The organism is Vibrio astriarenae, from assembly GCF_010587385.1.
Taxonomy (GTDB): domain Bacteria; phylum Pseudomonadota; class Gammaproteobacteria; order Enterobacterales; family Vibrionaceae; genus Vibrio; species Vibrio astriarenae.
In genome coordinates this window covers 2,045,392-2,062,160 of the sequence record NZ_CP047475.1, presented here as the reverse complement: position 1 = coordinate 2,062,160, position 16,769 = coordinate 2,045,392, and the positions used below count along the sequence as shown (strand labels likewise).

General features: G+C 47.2%; 13 protein-coding genes. 6 read left to right on the top strand and 7 right to left on the bottom strand.

Annotated features, from left to right (window positions below):
- Positions 1-2 precede the first annotated feature (2 nt).
- Both torA and GT360_RS09650 read left to right on the top strand, forming a co-directional pair.
- The gene (torA, locus tag GT360_RS09655; RefSeq protein WP_164648664.1) at positions 3-2,465 is read left to right on the top strand and encodes a trimethylamine-N-oxide reductase TorA; all 2,463 of its coding nucleotides are present in this window, start codon (positions 3-5) and stop codon (positions 2,463-2,465) included.
- A 255-nt stretch (positions 2,466-2,720) separates the two neighbouring features.
- Complete coding sequence (locus GT360_RS09650; protein ID WP_164648663.1) at positions 2,721-3,473, top strand: hypothetical protein; 753 nt, start codon at positions 2,721-2,723, stop codon at positions 3,471-3,473.
- A gap of 63 nt (positions 3,474-3,536) precedes the next feature.
- On the opposite strand, the gene GT360_RS09645 is transcribed toward GT360_RS09650, so the two are convergent.
- On the bottom strand, positions 3,537-3,914 hold the full coding sequence (locus GT360_RS09645; protein ID WP_164648662.1) for a DUF2750 domain-containing protein: 378 nt from the start codon (positions 3,912-3,914) through the stop codon (positions 3,537-3,539).
- Between the two features lie 88 nt (positions 3,915-4,002).
- On the opposite strand from GT360_RS09645, the gene GT360_RS09640 reads away from it, so the two are divergent.
- Positions 4,003-4,788, top strand: a complete 786-nt coding sequence (locus GT360_RS09640; protein WP_164648661.1) for a DUF429 domain-containing protein — start codon at positions 4,003-4,005, stop codon at positions 4,786-4,788.
- Here GT360_RS09640 and GT360_RS09635 read toward each other — a convergent pair.
- The 5 genes from GT360_RS09635 to GT360_RS09615 form a co-directional block, all read right to left on the bottom strand.
- Positions 4,715-5,881, bottom strand: a complete 1,167-nt coding sequence (locus GT360_RS09635) for an ABC transporter permease (protein WP_164648660.1) — start codon at positions 5,879-5,881, stop codon at positions 4,715-4,717. The two genes, GT360_RS09640 and GT360_RS09635, sit on opposite strands and share 74 nt — an antisense overlap.
- Positions 5,878-7,023, bottom strand: a complete 1,146-nt coding sequence (locus GT360_RS09630; protein WP_164648659.1) for an ABC transporter permease — start codon at positions 7,021-7,023, stop codon at positions 5,878-5,880. The genes GT360_RS09635 and GT360_RS09630 overlap by 4 nt, the downstream gene beginning before the upstream one ends.
- Before the next feature lie 12 nt (positions 7,024-7,035).
- Positions 7,036-8,010 (bottom strand): HlyD family secretion protein, encoded by a 975-nt coding sequence (locus GT360_RS09625; RefSeq protein WP_164648658.1) that lies wholly within the window; start codon positions 8,008-8,010, stop codon positions 7,036-7,038.
- A gap of 8 nt (positions 8,011-8,018) precedes the next feature.
- Positions 8,019-9,413 (bottom strand): TolC family protein, encoded by a 1,395-nt coding sequence (locus tag GT360_RS09620; protein ID WP_164648657.1) that lies wholly within the window; start codon positions 9,411-9,413, stop codon positions 8,019-8,021.
- 176 nt (positions 9,414-9,589) lie between these two features.
- Positions 9,590-11,917 carry a YgiQ family radical SAM protein gene (locus tag GT360_RS09615; RefSeq protein WP_164648656.1) on the bottom strand — a complete coding sequence of 776 codons (2,328 nt, stop codon included), beginning with the start codon at positions 11,915-11,917 and terminating at the stop codon, positions 9,590-9,592.
- Between the two features lie 184 nt (positions 11,918-12,101).
- On the opposite strand from GT360_RS09615, the gene GT360_RS09610 reads away from it, so the two are divergent.
- Positions 12,102-12,794 carry a hypothetical protein gene (locus GT360_RS09610; RefSeq protein ID WP_164648655.1) on the top strand — a complete coding sequence of 231 codons (693 nt, stop codon included), beginning with the start codon at positions 12,102-12,104 and terminating at the stop codon, positions 12,792-12,794.
- 110 nt (positions 12,795-12,904) lie between these two features.
- Entirely contained in the window at positions 12,905-13,105 is a 201-nt protein-coding gene (locus GT360_RS09605) for a DUF4250 domain-containing protein (protein WP_164648654.1), read from the top strand.
- A 53-nt stretch (positions 13,106-13,158) separates the two neighbouring features.
- On the opposite strand, the gene metR is transcribed toward GT360_RS09605, so the two are convergent.
- On the bottom strand, positions 13,159-14,070 hold the full coding sequence (metR, locus tag GT360_RS09600; protein ID WP_164648653.1) for an HTH-type transcriptional regulator MetR: 912 nt from the start codon (positions 14,068-14,070) through the stop codon (positions 13,159-13,161).
- Positions 14,071-14,301: 231 nt separating this feature from the next.
- Here metR and metE point away from each other — a divergent pair, with 231 nt between their 5' ends.
- Positions 14,302-16,581, top strand: coding sequence for a 5-methyltetrahydropteroyltriglutamate--homocysteine S-methyltransferase (gene metE, locus GT360_RS09595; protein WP_164648652.1), 2,280 nt, complete (start codon positions 14,302-14,304; stop codon positions 16,579-16,581).
- Positions 16,582-16,769: the final 188 nt, after the last annotated feature.

Below are 16,769 nucleotides of genomic sequence, written 5' to 3'. Positions count from 1 at the left end.
AAATGGCAATTACACGAAGAAGTTTTCTTAAAGGTGTAGCAGGGACAAGTGCGGCCTCTCTAATCGGCCCGAGTCTACTAGCATCAGCGTCAGCAAACGCAGCGGAAACTGAAGGTACTTGGAAAGTATCTGGTTCACACTGGGGCGCATTCCGCGCTCGAGTGTGGGGTGGTAAAGTTCAAGAGATTAAACCACTAGAGCTAGATAAATACCCAACAGACATGTTGAATGGTATTAAAGGTATTATCTACAGCCCATCACGTGTGCGTTACCCTATGGTGCGTCTTGATTGGCTGAAAAAGCACAAGTATGCGGCGGATACACGCGGTAACAACCGTTTCGTTCGTGTGACTTGGGATGAAGCGCTTGATCTATTCTATCGTGAGCTAGAACGCGTACAGAAAGACTATGGCCCTTGGGCTCTACACACTGGCCAAACAGGTTGGCGTCAAACGGGTCAAATGCACAGCTGTAATAACCACATGCAACGTGCAATGGGTCTACATGGTTACTCTGTGAAGAAAGTGGGTGACTACTCAACAGGTGCAGGCCAAACGATCCTACCTTACGTTCTTGGTTCGACCGAGGTATACGCGCAAGGTACGTCTTGGGAACTCATCCTTGAGAACAGTGACAACATTGTCCTTTGGGGTAACGATCCTGTTAAGAACCTACAGGTAGGTTGGACGTGTGAAACTCACGAGTCATTTGCGTACCTAGAACAGCTAAAAGAGAAAGTGGCGAAGAAAGAGATCAACGTTATCTCTGTTGACCCTGTTCGCAATAAGACAGCTCGCTACCTAGAGAACGATCTGCGTTACATTCACCCACACACAGACGTACCGTTTATGCTGGGTGTTGCGCACGTTCTATATAATGAAGACCTGCACGACAAAGACTTTATTGAAACCTACTGTTTGGGCTTTGAAGACTTTATCAAATACGTTCAAGGTGAGACCAAAGACCGTATTGAGAAGACCCCTGAGTGGGCGGCTGAGATCTGTGGCGCAAGCGCACAAGAGATCCGCGACTTTGCTCGTATGCTAGTTAACGGCCGTACGCAAATCTTGGTTGGTTGGAGTATCCAACGTCAAGAGCATGGTGAGCAACCATACTGGATGGCAGCAGTTATCGCAGCAATGGTGGGCCAAATCGGTCTACCGGGTGGCGGTATCTCTTATGGTCACCACTACTCTGGTATCGGTGTTTCTTCAACAGGTTTTGCAGCGCCAGGCTCATTCCCATTGAACATCGACCAAGGCCAAGAGCCGAAGCACACCAACCAGGATTTCAACGGCTACAGCCGTGTTATCCCAGTCGCACGTTGGGTTGATGCGTTGATCGAACCGGGCAAGAAAATCAACGCAAACGGTGCAGTGATTACGCTTCCAGATACCAAGATGATGGTATTTAGTGGTAACAACCCATGGCACCACCACCAAGATCGCAACAAGATGAAGCAAGCGTTTAAAGCACTTCAAACCGTTGTATCGATTGACTTTGCGTGGACGGCAACGTGTCGCTTCTCAGATATCGTATTACCAGCATGTACTCAGTTCGAGCGTAACGATATCGATGGTTACGGTGCATACTCTGGCCGTGGCTTGATTGCGATGCACAAGCTAGTGGATCCATTGTTCCAGTCGAAGACAGACTTCGACATCATGACTGAGCTAACGGCTCGCTGGGGTCGTGATAAGGACTACACTCGCGGTATGACAGAGATGGAGTGGGTTAAATCACTTTACGATAGCTGTAAAGCATCAAACGAAGGCAAGTTCGACATGCCAGAGTTTGAAGAATTCTGGGAGAAAGGCTTCCTAGACTTCGGTAAAGGTAAACCTTGGACTCGTCACGCAGCATTCCGTGAAGACCCTGAGATCAATGCTCTAGGTACACCATCGGGTTTCATTGAGATCACAAGCCGTACTATCGGCAACATGGGCTACGAGCACTGTCAAGAGCACCCAATGTGGTTCGAGAAGTCTGAGCGTTCACACGGCGGCCCAGGCTCTGAAAAACACCCATTCTGGCTGCAGTCTTGTCACCCAGACAAGCGTCTGCACTCTCAGATGTGTGAATCAGAAGAGTTCCGCGCAACGTATGCGGTACAAGGTCGTGAGCCAATCTACCTCAACCCTGAAGATGCCAAGAAGAAAGGCATCAAAGATGGTGATGTGGTACGTGTATTTAACGATCGTGGTCAGCTTCTTGCAGGTGCAGTTCTGATGGATGCTTACGCTCCAGGTGTTGTACGTATCGAAGAAGGTGCTTGGTATGGCCCTCTTAACGAGAAAGTCGGTGCCATTGACACCTACGGCGATCCAAACACACTAACACAAGACATTCCGTCTTCTGAACTTGCTCAAGCAACCAGTGCAAACACGTGTCAGGTTGATATTGAGAAATTCAATGGTGACCTTCCGCCAGTAACAGCATTCGGTGGACCGTTAGAAGTCGCCTAGCGACAGTTCTAAAATAGACCTCAAAGGCGACAGTGCAAACTGTCGCCTTTTTTGCGTTTGATGTTCAGTGCTTTTAAAACAGTGAGCTAAGTGAGTGAAAAGGATAGTTGCTGATAAGCTTTGCTTATTAGCTTAATTGAAAATCCTACTTAGACCAAATCATCATCAGTGAATAATATTTGAACGTTAGGGAGAGAGGTTGGGCAATTGAGGGAATCGTGCTCGTTTAATCATCGAATTAATGTGAGAAGTGAAATGAAAAAAACAGCTGCATTAGCCTTGTTGCTATCTGTTTTTGTGGTCGGATGTAATAGTTCAGATAATGATTCAAGTGCGCCGGTGGACCCTATTCCAGGTAATCCAGGTTTGCCTGTCTTGCCTCCTGGCTCAGGTGGTGGCGATGATGGCAATGATCAAACGACTCCAGATAACGATACCGATATTGATTTCCCACAAGAAGATCCACTTATTGCGGAAGCTGCCCACCGTTGGGGAACCAGTTATAAAGAGATGGAACGCGCTTGTAAACTATGGACGTGTAACCTTGGTAGTGTGCAGGAAAGAATGATTTTCTCTCTTGAGCGTGATACTCAAAATACGGAAGGTTCGGCGCGCGTTACATTTACTCTATCAGAGAGTAAACCCGATTTCTGGGCGAGTTATGTTTTTTACAGTGAGCTTATTCAGAATAAAAATGTGCAGATTGAGTCGGTGATTTCAAACTTTTATTACCTGAACGATGATACTCCGGTTACGGTTGATTCTGTTTTGATGGGAGAGAAAACGGGATTTGATCATTGGAGCACACATCAGCCAAGAGATTGCGGGGGACAGCATTGCGGGGAGATGAAGGCATCAATACTGGGCTCAGCGACATCATCTTTTGCTATGGCGGTATACCGCACTGATGGCGTGGTTACCTCAACGCAAACAGTTTATGTGACCGATGAGGAACTCCAAGTCCTAGCTCCAATATTTAGCCCAACTTTCCCTGAGAAAGGTTGGTAGCCAAACAAAAGCCGCCCGAACAAAGGGCGGCTCATTTACTGGTGCTAAATAGCCTTTAAAGAGCTATTTACGTTTTGATTCGCGTTTTTGCAGTTCAAATTCGAATTCATCTGGGTAAAGAACAACCCCTTCACCATTGGTGTCTGGGAAGACCACGAGTGATAGCTCATCTTCTTCCAAACCGCGTGTCCAGCGACTTTTCCACTTAGCCAGTGAAATAGGCTCAGCTTTGAATCCTTCCCACTCGTCGGTTGCCCACATTAATGCGTGCTCTTCTGACGGCCATACTGGGACACACTCTTCATCATCTGTGTTGAGCAGCACACTGCCGTGCTCATCAATCAGAAGCCAAATTTTAAGATCAGCAACAGCGGCCTTAAAGAAGATATTCATTCGCTCCATCGGATCTTTAGGAACAGATGGTGTATTTACAGAAGTCATGACAACCCTTTGGTGTTCAGTGAGATAAACTAGATTATAGTCGAGTCAGGTGGCGTGTGGCTACCGTAGAAAAGAGTAAGGGGGCCTAATGGAGCAATGTATATACCTTGGTATCGATGGATGTAAGTTTGGCTGGTGGGCTTGGTCTATAGAAGATGGTCGGCTGACTGGCGGTCTATTTTCTGGCTTGGAAGCGTTACTTTCGCAATATGACCAACCTATCCATTGCCTGATCGATATGCCAATAGGTTTTAGCGATTCAGAAAGTCCTGACCGACAGTGTGATAAAGCAGCACGAAGGAAACTTACTAAAGTGAAACAGTCATCGATTTTTCCAGTGCCGTGTCGAGATGCTGTGTATTCGGATAGCTACCTGCAAGGTTGCGAACTTAATATGAAAGAGGTAGGGAAGAAATTTTCGAAGCAGACTTGGGGGATCGTCCCAAAGATACGTGAGTTGGACGAGCATTTACGCCGAGCCGAGGTAGGGTATAACGACGTTATCAGAGAATCACATCCAGAGGTGTTATTTGCACAGTTAGCTGGAAAGCCACTTGAAACGAATAAACGCACGTCCGAAGGACGTGATGAACGAATAGCCTTACTCGAAACCTTGCATCCAAGTCTTGGTAAAGCAGTTCATCAAGCGACTAACAAAACGCTGAGAAAACATGTCATGCCTGATGACATCATTGATGCGTTAGTGTTGTGTATGGCGAGTCAATCGGCCTTGCATTTGACTCGCTTACCAGATAAAGCAGATTACGATCGCTACGGAAATTGCAGAGAAATTGTCTATCCTAAGTCGTTTTCACTGCCCGAGATTGAGCAGATTGTGCTGATGGAGGAGCCGTTCGAGACACAAATGCCGTGACGCAGCCCCAACTGAGAACCAGAATCCAAAGGTGAGTGTAAAGGTGATTGACTTGACTCCAATCTGCCCCCATTTGATTCAACGATAAGAACGCCTTGATGGCGACGGTACTTGGAAAGAGATCGGCAGCCCATAACAGCGGAGCGGGAATCATTTCTACCGGCCAAATAAAGCCCGCCAAAAACACCAACGGCATTGAACTGACGAGCACCAATACCGTGACAAGCTCACGCCTTGGAAGCCAGTAGCCCAGCGTATAGCCAAGAAGACAACACGCCACAATGAACGGCAGTAACATGGTGAGAATGTGGCTCATTGAAGCGAGCGTGGTGACACCATGCATGTTAAAGCTTGCTCCAAAATAATACATGCTTAACACGTAGTAGATGAATGACAGAACAAAGGTTCTCGCCGCTAGCAGTTTAAACTTCGAGACCTGTTGCCAATAGCCGTTGTTGCCTTTTTGTGTTCCTACCATCAGGCCAGCGGCCATGACGAGTGTTTGTTGCAGTATCAAAACAAATACTGCGGGCACCACGTAGTCTACGTAGCCCATTCGAGGGTTAAAAGTGGGTTTAAGATTGGATTTTACTGAGCTGTACTGCTCAGAAGCTAAAGCGATAGGCTCTCCGGAAGAGAGGATTTGGGCAACTTTAACCTCGGCACCTAATGTGCCCCCAGCTTGCGCCAACCCTTCAACCACCGTGCCATAGACAAGAAAGTAAGAGGCGTCCCCAGCATAGGACAAAACCGGGCTCTTCCCTAACAGGAGGTCTTTGTAAAAGTGAGCCGGAATGACAATAAACCCGGAAATATCACCGCGCATGAAGCTGGTTTTGGCATCCTCAATCGTATGTACTCGTTCAACCACCTGCACTTGAGGAGTTGCATCAATCATTCGTTCAAGCTTCAGGCTCACTTGGCTGTTATCAAGGTTCACGACGGCTACTTTCTGCTCTAATGGTGTTTGATGAGCATAGGGGAGAGGGTAAAGAAACGAGTAAAATACCACACCGCCAAATACGGTAATCACCACGACTGGGTTGGTGAGAAGTGCGACGAGCTCTTCTTTAAGTAGAGACCAAAAACTCATGCTATCGCCTCCGGACGCAGCTTCTTGTTCACGATGAACACAATTAAAAGCGCTGGAATGATATAGCCAGTCATTGGAACTAAGTGCGTCAGTGATTCTAGAGCAGTGAGACCATAGTTGGTTTGACTCACTTGAACTTCGATATAGTGGCTGATGGGTAGCAAGTTACGCCATGCTTGGGCAACAAGCCCCATATCGGTCACAGGAAACGTAATCCCCATAAATGCGAAACTCGGCGCGGTAAACGCACCTGCAAAGCTCATGGCTCGCGCTGCATCGAGAGTGATAAGGTAGAAAAGCGTACCCATTATCATGCATGCGATGATCGTTACCCATTGAGCCACCATTACAACCCAAAGGTTGCCATGTTGGGGCCATGCTAAAACGATGTAGAAGAAGAACAGAAAGAGTGCGCCTTGCAGAGCAAATATCAGGAAGTAACGGCTCAGTAATGTTCCCATGGTATGAACAGGTTTAGAACCGAGCCACAATTGGATTGAGTCGCCGACAGCGCGACGATTGGCTGCCAAAATCATAATGGTTCCGACAACAATACCAATTTGCCAAATCGCAGGCACAATAGCGGAGACTAAGAACTGAGCGTAGTTGGTATTGCTGTTAAAAAGAGGTGTGATTTGAGTGCGAATTGGGACGGCTTTTCCCATCGCAGCATCCAGCACTTGGTTGCCTTTAGCTAATTGCTTACCGGTTTCAACTGATGCGTTAAAGTAGCCCGTTGACTGCACAATCGCAGAGTTAATCAGCCTGCCAATAAGGATGTATTGGCTGTTATAAAAGGTGGTGACTTGAGGTAACGTCTGTTTGGTTAACTGCTTATCAAAATCCTTCGGTATCACCACATAGGCGTAGACTTCGCTCTCAACTAAGGCGTTTTTAGCACGTAAGGTATCAGGATAGTAGTGTGCGACCTTCATGGTTGGTGAGGCATTGAAGTGATTGATTAAGCTTCTTGATGCTTTGCTATGGGACAGATCAACGATGCCAATGGGAAGGTCGCGAGCGATCCCTTTGGAAAAGATCGCCCAGATAACTATCGCCAAGACGATCGGTATCCAACTCAAGCAGGCAGTGAGCCACTTATCTTGTTTCAGTATCGCTAGTTGTGACATTGGTTGTTTCATGCCATCGCTCCGCTATAGTTCAACAACCAGACTCATTCCAACGCGCAAATCTTCCGTCTGAGTGACGGGCCTTGCTTCGATTTCGAACGTACGCAGATCAAAGCCCTGCGAGGCATCGGTTGAACGCCAAGTGGCAAAATCACCCATCACTGAGATATGAGCAACGGTGAACTTTTCTGTACGATCGAGCGCGGGTAGATAGGCTTCAAAGATATCACCTTTGTTGAAGTGCTTCAGATAGTCTTCGCGCACATTGAGAATAGCCCAAGCATCTTTGGTGTCGATGATAGTCACAACAGGAAAGCCTTGTGGTGCGAGCTCGCCGGTTTGCAGTAGAACTTGAGAGACTTCCCCTTCAAACCAACTCTCTATTTGCGTGTCTGCAGCGAAAGCCTCGACCTCTGCCACCGCGCCAGCGGCCATACGAGCTTTTTCAGCCGCGGCTACTTTCGTCTCTTCACGAACCCCTTCTTGCGCCATTTGATACATTTGGAACGCGGCACTTTCAGTGTACTTAGCGGCTTGCCATTGAGTGCGGGCTTCATCGCGCTTTTGTTCAGCGACGACACCATCAGAGTACAAGTTGTTCACACGCTGATAGGTTTTTTCCATTAAATCGGCCGCCGCTTTCGCTTTGAGCCATTGATCTTTAGCGGCTTGAATTTGCTGACTGCGAGCACCGATTTCCGCCTCTTGCGCCAGTGCCCCCGCGGCTTTTTCGCCTGCTCTGGCTTGCTCGAGTTTAGCTTCTATTTCGGGGCTATGAAGGGTAAAGATCAATTGACCTTTTGCTATTTGATCGCCTTTACGCACTAGTACTTCATCAATGCGTCCCGGAACTTTTGATGAGATGCTGTATTGCTGTGCTTCTATCATGCCTTGAATACGAACAGGCTGTGGTTGATACGCGAGATAAAAACTGTAGCCAACCCAACCGATCAGCGCGATGGCCACCAAGGCAAGAGGAAGAGATTTAATCGATTTCATGAAAGCTCCTAGTTCGCACTGACGTATGCGCTGGTTTGATATTGGTTGAAGGTGTCCATCTGACTGCTCACGGCGAGTAGGCGATTTAAAGAGACAAGGTATTGATAACGCGCAACTGACTGCTGCGTTTGAATACTGGCGAGATAAAGTTGGGCGTCCACCACATCAAGTGAGCTAGATAGACCCTGCTTAAAGGCTTTTTCGCGCAGACGAAGATTCTCCTGCGCCAGTTCAATACTCGACTCAAGCCCCAGAACTTCATCGATGGCTTGCTGTGCCTCTAGGTAAGTCTTTTGTACCAAAATACTCAAGTCTTCTCTTGCTTGAGACTTAAGCGCCTGTACTCGCTGAACCATAGAGTTTGCGGCTTTGATATTGTCTGAACGACCGGTGGACTCGATAAGCGGAACGCTTACGCCCACACCAACCATCCAATCTGGTTTGAGTTGACTGGCAAGGGTATCCTCTTCATAGAGGCTATAATCACCGTAGAGGTACACTTCAGGGTAGTATTTCCCTTTTTCTGCTTTGATCAGGCTCGTCGCTTGTTTCTCTTTGGCTGCCAACAGATCGAGGCCTGGGTAGGTGGCGAGAGTCTGGTCGATATAGACCTGCATCGGAGGCAGGTTTATATTGATAAACAGTGACTCTGTTGGTTGAACTGAGGTGTCTTGGGCGAGGATTTTGCTCAGTGCGGATTGCGCGATGGTCAGCTGGCTTAGTGCTTTACGCGTTTCTACTTTGGCTTTGTCTAAAGAGGCATCGGCCTGAAGTCGTTCTACGCGTGCAATCTGTCCTTGCTCTTCGAGTTTAATTGCAAATGCTTGGTGTTGTGCCAAACCTTTCTCAACCGCTTGGCGTGTTTCATAGACCTCTTGAGCGAGCACCACTGAGAAATAGTATTTGCTCAAATCTTCATAGCGAGCTTGAACTTCCATATTAAATTGGCTTTTCGCGACTTCTGTTTCACCCTGTGCAGCAGTTTGTGCAGCAGTAATTCGCCCGCCGGTGAAGATAGGCCACACAGCACGGATAGAGGAAGTGAAGATATCTTTTTCGGTGATGCTTGTTTCGATACCACCAAGCAATGAACTTAGGCCGGGCAGAGAGGGTAAAGTCGGTAAGCCGGTCGTCGCATCAGCCAGTTGTTTACCAGTCACTATCACGTCGTTATCTAAACGTGTGTAATTTGCGCCAATAGATACCTGCGGCAGATTCAAATTTCCTTTAGCGGACTCCAAATGTTGATAGGCGTCCACATTCGCCCTTCCAGCTTCCAACGAGTGATTGTTTAACTGGAGTACCTGCCAAGCTTGATCAAATGAGATCGCACCAGAGTAAGTATTAAAGCTCAGCAGCGAAGCACTGCATAGCAAAGCTAAACGTTTAAATCGCACATTCATCCTGAGTACCATTAACTTAACTATCGTTTCAATTATATTTAGAGCATTAACTCTAAATATAACGGAATTGTATGGTGTTGTTAACAATAAACTATAGGATCATTTGTAACTAAATATCTGGCAGGCATAAAAAAACGCGAGCATAGGCTCGCGTTTGATGGGGATTTGTGAGGTGGCTATTTGCGCTTACCGTGGCGCTGGGTATTACCCCTATTGCCGTTCGGTTGGCCAGCTTGGCTGCGACGCTGCTGACCTTTAGAATTCGACTGAGCTTGTCCGCCTTTGCCCTGAGGACCTTTACTCTGGCCTGGGCGATTAGCGCTACCCTTTGCTCCGCTTTTTCCTTTTGGCTTATTGTCAGAACGGCGCTCACCACCATTATTGCCAAAGCCAGGCTGATTCTTAGTGTGCTTGGTAGCAAAACGGTTTGCACCATGACGACCCGAACGGCGGCGTTGGGCAGGCGTTTGCGTATCTAGGTCTTCTGCGGGTACTAGGCAACTTGACTTGTCACCGATAAGGTGTTTTTTACCCATATTGACTAACGCTTCGCGAATCAGTGGCCAGTTGTCAGGATCGTGATAACGCAGTAGCGCTTTATGCAGGCGACGTTGACGTTCACCTTTCGCCACAGGTACGTCTTCACGTTTCTTGTACTTCACTCGCTTGAGCGGGTTGGTTTCTGAATAATACATTGCCGTAGCATTACACATCGGAGATGGGTAGAAGTTCTGCACTTGGTCACACTCAAAATTGTTGTGTTTAAGCCAAAGCGCAAGGTTGAGCATGTCTTCATCTTCAGTACCTGGGTGGGCTGAGATAAAGTACGGGATCAAGTACTGCTTCTTACCCGCTTCTTGGCTGTATTTTTCAAACATCTCTTTGAAGCGATCATAGGTACCCATACCCGGCTTCATCATTAAGTCGAGTGGGCCTTTTTCGGTATGCTCTGGTGCGATCTTTAGATAACCACCAACGTGGTGTGTCACCAACTCTTTGACATACTCTGGCGATTCAATAGCAAGGTCGTAACGAACACCTGAAGCGATCATGACTTTCTTCACGCCTTTCACTTTTCGTGCAGCGCGGTAGAGGTCGATAGTGTGTTTGTGATCGGTATTGAGCTTGTTACAGATACCTGGGAACACACATGATGGACGGCGGCAGTTTGCTTCTGCTTTAGGGTCACTACAGCCCAAGCGATACATGTTTGCGGTAGGGCCACCAAGATCCGAGATAGTCCCAGTGAAGCCCGGAACCTTATCACGAATGTCTTCAAGCTCATTAAGGATCGATTCTTGAGAGCGGTTCTGGATGATTCGACCTTCATGCTCGGTAATTGAGCAGAATGAGCAACCACCGAAACAGCCGCGCATGATGTTCACTGATGTCTTGATCATGTCATACGCAGGGATTTTTGCATTGCCATACATTGGGTGTGGCACACGGGCGAACGGCAGACCAAAGACATAGTCCATCTCTTCAGTTGAGAGAGGGATAGGTGGTTGGTTTACCCAAAGTTCACGGTTACCGTGGCGCTGAATGAGAGCACGACCGGAGTACGGGTTGGTCTCTAAGTGCATGATGCGTGCAGCATGTGCATACAGAATGCGATCGTTATTGAGCTTCTCGAAAGGTGGCAAACGTACTGCCGTCGTTTCAGCGTCATGGCGAGAAGGGCGGATCGTGATTGGCTTGGCAGCCTCTTCTTTTTCAATTTCTGGCTTAGTTTCGCACTGAGTTTCCACAGCGTATGGGTTTTGCGGTACAAACGCCTCTTTGCGTGGTTTCTCGATGCGTGAGGAGTCGATGATATTAAACTGCTCTGGCTCTTGCGCCAGATTCACCGCCGTACCACGAATATTGGTCAATTGTGCAATGTCTTCACCATCCCCAAGACGATGCGCCACTTCGATCAGGGCACGCTCTGCGTTACCGAAAAGAAGAATATCAGCTTTTGCATCGAACAGCACTGAGCGACGAACTTTGTCAGACCAGTAGTCATAATGCGCGAGACGACGAAGACTCGCTTCAATACCACCAAGAACAATCGGAGCTTCTTTGTAGGCTTCACGACAGCGCTGTGAATAAACCAAGGTGGCGCGGTCAGGGCGTTTACCCCCTTCGTTATTTGGGGTATAAGCATCGTCATGACGCAGTTTGCGATCCGCGGTGTAGCGGTTGATCATCGAATCCATGTTACCCGCAGTAATACCAAAGAACAGATTTGGTTTACCGAGCTTCATGAAGTCAGTTTTATCGCTCCATTTCGGTTGGGCTATAATACCCACACGAAAGCCCTGTGCTTCCAGTAGACGACCAATGATGGCCATACCAAAGCTAGGATGGTCAACGTAAGCATCACCTGTGACGATGATAATGTCACAGCTATCCCAGCCGAGTGCGTCCATCTCTTTTCTGCTGGTTGGCAAGAATGGCGCAGTACCAAAGCATTCTGCCCAGTACTTTTTGTGTTCGTGAATTGGTGTGATGTTACTTAACATAGTTGACTCTCATTTTCAGGAGCGCGAATTATATACTTCTGCTCGGTAAGTTGCACCCTGCGTTTCGTGTGGTTTTTTTCGGCGTTCAGTCGTGGTTAAAACCCTTTGAGCAAATTGCTCCCATCTCTTGTTTTGGTTACACTCTCGCTTCATCAATTTGACCTGTTAAGTGACTAACAAAGCCATGATTGCAACCTTATTAATGACCTTTCCGCCGATGCTGCTGGGTGCTCAACTGATCCTTACTCTTATTTTAGTCAAAGGTGAGATTTGTCCTGGACAACGTGGACGTATTCATCGAGTTTTGCCCGTTTTAGCGATTTTGTGGCTAGCGGTATGCTCTCTGCGAGTGGAAGCCTTTATGGTGGTGTTCGCGATTTTCTATTTCTACACCCAAGTACAAACCAAGAAGACCCGTGAGCAAGGCCCGTTGTGGCTACTTTATCTCGGCGGTGGCTTGGCGGCGACCTTTACCTTGATGCTCGCATTCCAAGCACCTCAATCTGCGATCACCCTGGGTATGATCACTTGGCTTGTTTTACTTGGTGGCGCTCTTGCACATGTGCTGTTGGTGACTGCCCGTACACGATTGCAAGCATTTCATCGTTTGCTGCCTTTCTGTGGTGTCGTTTCCGCAATGGTGTTTGCGCTCAGTGTGTTGTGGCTAAGCTATTCTCTGGACCTCGACGCTCACCCACATCTACTAATGCCTATTCTAAGTTCAGTGGTGATGTTGATTGTCGGTATCGTTGCTTGGTGCTGGCACTTGATCCGACAAACTGACCCGAACAAGTTTGTTATTCTGTTTGCTTTAATTCTCTTGTTGGGCGCAAGCCAAGTGTTTTTATCCCTAAACTCGTTAGTGACTGCGGCTTAGGTTGGAGTGAGATAACGAACACAGAAACGACAATATTTGATTCATCGCGCTGCGGTCTATATGAATACCATCTATGCTTACATCAATGGTGTGAATACAAGGAGTGTCGTATGGACCTATCCAATGTGAGAAATTTCGATAGCGTGATTTTACTGGGTATTGTTAACGAAAAACTACGTCTAGAGTGCGACAGCTTTGAGGAGTTTGCTTCAACGTATGAAGTGGATGTTGAAGGTGTTGTGGGTAAGCTTGATGTGCTTGGCTACCAATACGATCCTTTGACGAACCAATTCAAATCTTACCCACGTTAGATTGCTATATTTGACGATAGTTGACCTTAGTTGAGAGTGAACAAATGGGCTAACTAAGCCATCTTGATACCATCAAGGTGGCTTTTACATTGTTGGCGCGCAGTTGAAAAAAACGCTTGAAGATAGCGTTTGTCTTTATCCGATGCCCGAGTCGCGGCAAACAGCCTTCGCCATAAGCCTTCTCCAAGTGGCTTACTTGTAATTAAACCTTGTCTTGAAAACTCACTGATCGCCCAATTTGGTAGCGCTGCCACCCCTAGTCCAGCTGAGACCATCTGTACCAGCATCAGTGTATTGTCTGCTTGTTTCCATTTAGCGGGCTCGATGCCTGCGGGACTAAGAAAGTGTTTTACCACATCGAGTCTTTGCTTTTGCACCGGGTAGCTGATCATCGTCTCATTGATTAAATGATCGGGTTGGATCACATCGACATCGGCGAGTGGGTGATTCGTCGCGGTAATTAAGCGCATTTCAAAGTCGAACATCGGTTCATAATGCACTTCTGAGCGAGGATTTACATCAGAGGTGACAACGAGATCCAATTCACCATTAATCAGAGCAGGAAGTGGCTCGAAGCCAAACCCGGATGAAAAATCCAAAGTCACACTCGGCCAGGTGACTTGATACTCTTTGAGTGCGGGCATCAGCCACTGGAAGCATGAGTGGCACTCGATCGCCATATGCAAACGACCATTCACATCTTCTTTTAGGCTGGCTAGGTCATTTTCTGCCTTGGCAATTCTTGGCAGCACCTCGTCTGCAAGTTTTAGCAAAATGTCACCTTCAGAAGTAAATCTAACCGGCTTGGTCTTGCGCAAAAACAGCTGACTGCCTAGGCGAGCTTCAAGATCTTTAATTTGATGGGAGAGAGCAGACTGAGTCAGATGTAGTGACGTTGCGGTCGCGGTTAATGACCCCGTATCTCGTAGCGTAGCCAGTGTTTTGAGGTGTTTTAAATCGAGCATTTGGGCTGTCCTTTTGCCTAAGTATTGTCCGTTGTCCTATCCAAGACTCTGTTTTCACCTTAGAAACTTTCATTAGCAATGTAAATAGAATTAATGAAAGAATTTCATAAATGAAATTCTTTCATGTTGAAGCTGAATGAAGGTCGCTTGGCTACAAGGAAAGTCTAATTAATACTTTAGCCATCTGGACGCCTAAAAAGGTTGGGCGCGATAATCTAAAGGAATGGACTTATGACTACGACGCATATTCTTGGTTTCCCTCGTGTTGGTGACAAACGTCAACTCAAGTTTGCATTGGAAAAATATTGGCGTGGTGAGATATCACAACAGGCGCTAAAAGATACCGGCTCAACCATTCGGGCGGTTAACTGGCAAACTCAAGCTGATGCCAATTTAAGCTATGTGACCTCAGGTGATTTTGCTTGGTATGACCATGTACTGACGACAAGCCTCTTGCTCGGTAATGTTCCTGAACGTCATCAGAGTGAACGCATCACATTAGATACTCTGTTTCGTGTCGGGCGTGGACGATCTCAAAGTGATTGCGGTTGTGGCGCAGCTGCATCAGACATGACCAAATGGTTTAACACCAACTATCACTACTTGGTCCCAGAATTTAAAGCGGATACACAGTTCTCTATTCAATGGAGTCAGCTATTTGAGGAGACCAAGCAGGCGATGGAAGCAGGGCATTCTGTCAAGCCAGTACTATTGGGGCCGCTGAGTTATTTATATCTCGGTAAAGAGGTCGAAACAGGTTTCGATCGACTATCACTACTGCCAAGGTTAATCACCGCTTATCAGCAGATCTTCACGAAGTTGGAAAACCTTGGTGTTGAGTGGATTCAAGTTGATGAACCTATCTTGGCTTTAGAGCTGGATAAAGAGTGGCGTAGTGCATTTAAGCTCGCCTATCAGATGCTTGGTTCAAAAACCAAAGTATTGCTAACGACGTATTTTGATTCCATCAACCATCACCTTGACGAAATTACGCAGCTAGAAGTGGATGGCTTGCATGTTGATGTTAGCCAAAACCAAAACTGCCTTGATGAGATCATCGAAAAGCTTCCTACAGACTGGGTGTTATCCGTCGGTGCGATTAATGGTCGAAATGTTTGGCGTGCCGACCTTGCTCAATGGCTGGACATTCTAACCCCAGTTCAACAGCAGCTAGGGGAGCGTTTGTGGGTGGCAAGCTCATGCTCTTTACTTCATAGCCCAGTTGACCTTGAGCTGGAAACTCAGCTTTCCGCCGAGACCAAAAGTTGGTTTGCGTTTGCTAAGCAAAAAGTGGATGAAGTGAGCCTATTGGGCCAAGCGCTTGCCGGAAGCACGACGGCGATTGCTGCATGTCGTGAGTATAGCGAACCTTTGCGAGCACGAGCGCAATCAAACTTAATCCACAAAACGCATATTCAGCAAAAAGTAAAAGCTTTGGTGTCAGGGTCATCCGAACGTGCTGCTCCGTTTGCAGAGCGTATTGCCGCTCAAGCTGAATACCTCAAATTACCGTTACTGCCGACCACGACGATAGGCTCATTCCCGCAAACCGCCGATATTCGTTTACAGCGTAGTGCTTATCGTCAGGGCAAGTTAGGAGAAACAGAATACAACCAAGCATTAAAGGGACATATTGAAGATGCGATACGTCGCCAAGAGGCGATAGATTTAGATGTTCTAGTGCATGGTGAGGCTGAGCGTAATGACATGGTAGAGTATTTCGCAGAGCTACTGTCTGGCTTTGAAACCACTCAGTTTGGTTGGGTACAAAGCTATGGTTCTCGCTGTGTGAAGCCAGCGATCGTTGTCGCTGATATTGAGCGAGAGCGAGCAATGACGGTAGAGTGGACGCGATTTGCCCAATCATTAACTTCCAAGCATATGAAGGGAATGCTGACCGGGCCTGTGACGATTCTTTGCTGGACGTTCCCACGTGAAGATATTTCTCGACAGCAGATTGCACAGCAGTTAGCACTGGCTCTAAAAGAGGAGGTTTCTGACCTGCAGCAAGCAGGCATCAATATTATTCAAATCGATGAGCCTGCCATTCGTGAAGGGCTGCCGCTTAAGAAGAGTGAACAAGCAGAGTATCTTGATTGGGCTGTGAATGCGTTTAAGTTGTCTGCTTCAAGTGCACTGCCTCAAACACAGATCCATACCCACATGTGTTATAGCGAATTCAACGAAATTATTGAGTCGGTGGCGGCTTTAGACGCTGATGTCATCACTATTGAAACCAGTCGCTCAAACATGGAGCTCCTCAACGCCTTTGAAGAGTTCGCTTATCCGAATGAAATCGGCCCGGGTGTTTACGATATTCATTCGCCAAACGTTCCGAGCACGGAGTGGATTAAAAACCTAATCAAGAAAGCGGCAGAGCAGATACCGATTGAGCGTTTGTGGGTTAATCCAGATTGTGGTCTAAAAACGCGGGGTTGGGAGGAGACAGAAAAGTCACTGACCAATATGGTCACTGCCACCAAAGAACTTCGTAAAGAGTACACAAAGTAGCATTTAATTTTGTTCGTAAATAGTAAGTAAGGGTGGCTGAGAGGTTGCCCTTGTTTACTATAGAGCACGGTCACAAACTAAGTATAAAGTGGTAGTTAGTTCAAATATTGGCCTGATGAATTTTGTGTCATTCCAATGTTTTACACCATACTCAGTTTTCAACGGAGGCTGACCTTTTCGGAGGGAGG